Source organism: Desulfatibacillum aliphaticivorans DSM 15576 (assembly GCF_000429905.1).
Taxonomy (GTDB): Bacteria; Desulfobacterota; Desulfobacteria; order Desulfobacterales; family Desulfatibacillaceae; genus Desulfatibacillum; species Desulfatibacillum aliphaticivorans.
The window spans coordinates 1-5,069 of record NZ_AUCT01000052.1 but is presented as its reverse complement, the minus strand read 5'-3'; the positions used below and the strand labels follow the sequence as shown (position 1 = coordinate 5,069).

General features: G+C 47.7%; 2 protein-coding genes and 2 pseudogenes. 2 read left to right on the top strand and 2 right to left on the bottom strand.

All coding sequences use genetic code 11. The features are described from left to right. Positions 1-248: pseudogene (locus G491_RS0125900) on the bottom strand (IS1634 family transposase); the annotation flags it as partial. A gap of 360 nt (positions 249-608) precedes the next feature. On the opposite strand from G491_RS0125900, the gene G491_RS35130 reads away from it, so the two are divergent. Both G491_RS35130 and G491_RS32605 read left to right on the top strand, forming a co-directional pair. Continuing rightward, the gene (locus tag G491_RS35130) at positions 609-3,080 is read left to right on the top strand and encodes an RCC1 domain-containing protein (protein WP_211239172.1); all 2,472 of its coding nucleotides are present in this window, start codon (positions 609-611) and stop codon (positions 3,078-3,080) included. A 327-nt stretch (positions 3,081-3,407) separates the two neighbouring features. Beyond that, positions 3,408-4,510: pseudogene (locus G491_RS32605) on the top strand (IS3 family transposase); the annotation flags it as partial. Positions 4,511-4,815: 305 nt separating this feature from the next. On the opposite strand, the gene G491_RS32600 reads toward G491_RS32605, so the two are convergent. Then, positions 4,816-5,069, bottom strand: a 254-nt coding sequence (locus G491_RS32600; RefSeq protein WP_035220229.1) for a transposase domain-containing protein, incomplete at its 5' end; no start/stop codon positions are given.

Here is a 5,069-nt window from a genome sequence, read left to right as displayed (position 1 = left end):
CGGACATCCTCTCCTGGAAACTGGAGCTTGCACTGGGTCTCCACATCTCCCGTCTTGGCGAGAAATCGTTCCACGCTTTTGGCAAGGCGACGGATAGCTTCCATGTCCAGCTGATCCTTGCGCCCAAAGCTGTACAGAACCTCCGCTCTGGCCTGTTTGGATTTTGGGTCGCGGTAATTATGGGCCAGTTGGACGTACTCGACTTTGGAGCCGTCCTTGTTTTTCCGGGATATGGTTCGTATATACATGCCTATTTATATAGCATATACCATATAGAAAGTCAAGAACTAATTTAAATGATCGTGTGCCTACGTATTTCGGCGTCAAATAAATCCGGATTTGGGGAATATCAAGGCTTTTCGCCTGTCAGCACCCCAAATTCCGGCTCATATTAGCCTACGACTGTCGAAGGCAGGTATCAAACTGGTGTGCGTGGGATTTTTCATTTTTTAAAGATAATAGTAAGGATAATTTCGATTGGTATTTAAAAAATTTATTGTTGAAAAAATACTCAATATTAAATATAGATGTTAGGCAAATTATTATCATAATACTCGCTATTCACAATAAAAGTCTATCGTCATCCATAAACTAATGGGAGAGATGAAATGAGTGGAATATGTGCAAAACAAACGAAACCCGTAACATTTTTTTTCGCTCTATTAATCATTCTTATGTTTAGAACTTATATTTATGGTGCCACAACACCCATGATAACAGCTGGAGACAGCCATACTGTGGCTTTAAGAGCAGATGGTACAGTATGGGCTTGGGGGGATAATTCTGCTGGCCAACTGGGTGATGGAACAACCGAAAATAGAAACTATCCAGTTCAGGTTTTATGGATTGGCGATATCACATCCATAGCGGCGGGTTCGGCACACACTGTGGCACTAAAAGCCGATGGGACTGTCTGGAAGTGGGGTAATAACAGTTCTTACCCGATGCAAGTCTCAAATAGTGCAATCACAATCGCAACAGGGTCTTACCATACACTCATTATAACCGACACGGGGTCGTTATGGGCATGGGGAAGCAACAACTCTGGCCAACTCGGAGATGGTACGAGCATTTCAAAAAGCGATCCAGTTCAGATTACATCTTTGAATAATATTGTAGATGTTGATGGTGGTGGCCGATATGAATGGGATGGATATACGATAGCTCTTAGAGCCGACGGCACTGTTTGGGCGTGGGGAGACAATTCATATGGACAGCTTGGTATAGGAAACACTGATCCCCATAATGCCCCAACTCAGGTCCAAAATATTACAGATGTAGTCAAGATATCAGCTGGTGGGTACCATTCTATCGCATTAAGAAGTGATGGTACGGTATGGACTTGGGGAAGAGGTAATACTGGACAGCTTGGTACTGGTGATAGTTCTGATAGCCATTATCCCGTCCAGGTTGATGGACTTACAGGGGTTGTGGCTATATCCGCAGGGCGCCTGCACTCCTTAGCGCTTAAAGCCGATGGCACTGTTTGGGCTTGGGGTTTAAACTCTCTCGGCCAATTGGGAGACAACACAGGACTTAATCAATATATTCCCGTTAAAGTTACTGAAATAAAAAACATTACGAGTATTAGTGCGGGCGGATTACACTCTGCTGCAGTTAGATCTGATGGAATAGTTTTTGGCTGGGGATATAATTACGATAATCAAATAGGAGATTCATTCCAGTCATATTCGGCCGAGCCTGTCCACGTTATTAATTTATCAAATGTTTCAGACATTGGAGCCGGCGGCGCGCATTCTCTCGCTATCAAGTCGGACGGCACCGTTTGGACTTGGGGCTGTAATTATTTCGGGCAATTAGGCGACGATACAAGAAGAACCAGCCCTCTTCCCGTACAGGTAACAAGTTTGACTGGGGTCGTGTCTATTGATGGAGGAGGTACCGACTCTGACGAAGGATTTTCTATCGCCGTCAAATCAGATGGCTCCGCATGGGCATGGGGAGGCAACGCAGCGGGACAATTAGGCGACGGTACATCGGATGAAGACCGTCTGATTCCTGTACAAGTCAGCAATTTACCTTATGTACGTTCCATTGCAGCGGGAGGCACTGGAATGGGATGGGCGCATACGTTAGCAGTGAAAACTGACGGGACTGCCTGGGCCTGGGGTTACAATTCCTATGGACAATTGGGAGATGGGTCCGACATTAGTGAGTCTCACTATCCGGTTCAAGTAGTCGGTCCTGGAGGAACAGGATATATTACTTTGGTAAGGTCTGTTGCTGCTGGAGAAGGGAATTCGCTCGCATTGAAAGCCGATGGGACTGTTTACAGTTGGGGAGATGGACAAAACACGCCTTCCTTAGTTTCTGGGCTCAGCAATATTGTAGCAATATCAAAAGGCAATCAACACTCGTTAGCGTTAAAAGGCGACGGAACTGTCTGGGCTTGGGGGTTAAATTATTCTGGTCAATTGGGTGATGGAACCAACTTAAATAAAACTTCACCTGTCAAAGTTAATAATCTTTCCAATATAGTTGCGATTGCAGGAGGAGGTCTTCATTCGTTAGCACTTAAGTCAGATCAAACAGTTTGGGCCTGGGGTTATAATAGATGCGGCCAATTGGGAGACAATTCAACAAATAATAGCGATACACCGATCCAGATTCCCGATTTGGATGGAGTAATAGATATTGCAGCAGGTTGTATTCACTCCATGGCATTAAAAAGTGATGGTTCCGTTTGGTGTTGGGGGGAGCGTTATGATGGTCAATTAGGGGATGGTTTTGCAGGAAATAAATATTCTCCTGCATGCACTGCTGGGAGTACTGGGACAGGCTATCTTTGTCTTATCGGAAACAATGTTACAATTTCAAGTACTTCAACTACCACCACTAGCACAACCACTACTAGTACCTCGACTTCTACAACTACCTCGACATCAACTACAACCACTACCACTACCATGCCCCCCAATATGTATACTCAAGAGGAAATGGATACCGCTGTGAGTAGTGCTATAGAGCAAGAGCGAGAACGATGGGATGTAAATGAAGATAACAAAAAAGGCCTGGAAGAAGCTATCGACGCATTACAGACAGTATCAAATTTAAAATAGCATTTTCATTTTAAAAAAATTTTCATGTTAACCTTAAATGAGGAGTTAGGTTTCTTTAAACAGCATCATCTGTCAAAGGAAAAAATGGGGGTGGGTGGAGTTTGGATTGTGTTGTTTGGGCCCCGGAATTTAACCTCTCCAACGATTGATTTTTACCCAACCGGGTACTTCTTTGGACGCTTACGTTTAAAATATCATTTGTATAATGATTGGGAATAGGGGACGAATTTTGAACAAAAAAAGCCCCCCATCGGTCGTTACGGTGGACCCAAAAAACTGGACAGAGGCTAAGCTATGAGTCAGACTCAATCAGGAGGATCTGACGACATGGGAAAGAAACGTAACAACTACAGCCCCCAATTCAAGGCGAAAGTGGCCTTGGAAGCCCTGAAGAACGAACAAACCTCAGCCCAGCTATCTGCCAAGTATGGGGTTCACCCCACCATGATCAGCAGTTGGAAAAAGGCTCTTTTGGACGGTGCCTCCGATGTGTTCGCCAAAGGAAAAAAATCCTCTCAGCAAGGGGAGGCGGATGTTAAAAGCCTTTACGAGGAAATCGGGAGGCTCAAGGTGGAACGGGATTTTTTGTCTCGAAAGCTCAACTCGTGAGCGCCGCCTGCCGGAAACAGGCTGTTGAGCCGTCAAGCGAAGAGTTGAGCATCACCCGTCAATGCGAACTGCTGTCCATGAGCCGGTCCTCGTACTATTATCGACCCAAGCCGGTGAGTGACCATGATCTGGAGCTTATGCGCCTGATCGATGAGCAATACTTGAAGCAGCCAACCTGGGGAAGCCGCTCCATGCGGAATTTTCTTCGGGGCCTGGGCTACAAGATTAACCGCAAAAAGGTCCGGCGCCTTATGCGGATCATGGGAATTTGCGCCGTTTATCCCAAGCCGCGGACAAGCCTGCCCCATCCCGGGCATAAAGTTTACCCCTATCTGCTCAAGGGAGTGCGCATAGAACGGGCGAACCAGGTATGGTCATCGGACATCACTTACATACCCATGCGGAAAGGGTTCATGTACCTGTGTGCTGTGATCGACTGGCACAGCCGCAAGGTTCTTTCCTGGCGCTTGTCCAATACCATGGAGGCGGATTTCTGCGTGGATGCGGCGGCTGAGGCCATAGATCGATATGGTCCGCCGGAGATTTTCAACACAGACCAGGGCGTCCAGTTCACCAGTGCGGATTTCACCGGTCTTCTGAAAGGCCATGGAATTCGGATCAGCATGGACGGCAAGGGGCGTTGCCTGGATAATATTTTTGTGGAGCGCCTGTGGTGGACGCTCAAGTATCATTATGTGTATTTGCGGGATTTTGAGGATGGGGTTCAACTGCGTAAAGGATTGGCTGGCTGGTTCGATTTTTACAACAGAGAGCGCCCTCACCAATCCCTGAACGGCAAAACGCCTAATGAGGCGTATTTCAATGTGTCCGGGCCAATATCCTGGGTGCGAGAGCCGATGAAACCAGTCCGGTCAATGGAGCAAAGGGGCGTTACAGCCTGCTCGCCTTGCGCTGCCAAGCTACCGAAGTGCTTGTCCTTGTCAAGGGCAAGCTCGCTTCGCTCGTGCAAGCACCCTTGACAAAGCCTGCGCGCTTCGGTGTATAGAGGGCAGCGACGGCGAGAGGGATGCGACCTTCGCTTCCGACGTCGGGATTATATCCCCCCGGATATCCGGGCCGGGGAAACATTCGTAAGCGTCCAGTGAAGTACCCGGTTGGGTAAAAATCAATTGTTGGAAAGGTTAAAATCCGGGGATGGCAGGAGAGCTTGGTAGTCTTTCCGGGAGGTCGCCAGGGGGAGTCTTTCAAATAAAACTTTCAGATAGGCAAAGGGCTCCAGGCCGTTGGCCTTGGCCGTCTCGATCAGGCTGAAGAACAACGCGCTGGCTTCCGCGCCCCGGGGCGATCCCGCAAAAAGCCAATTCTTCCGGCCCACCACAAAAGGCCGAATCGCGTTTTCCGCCGCATTGTTGTCCGGCT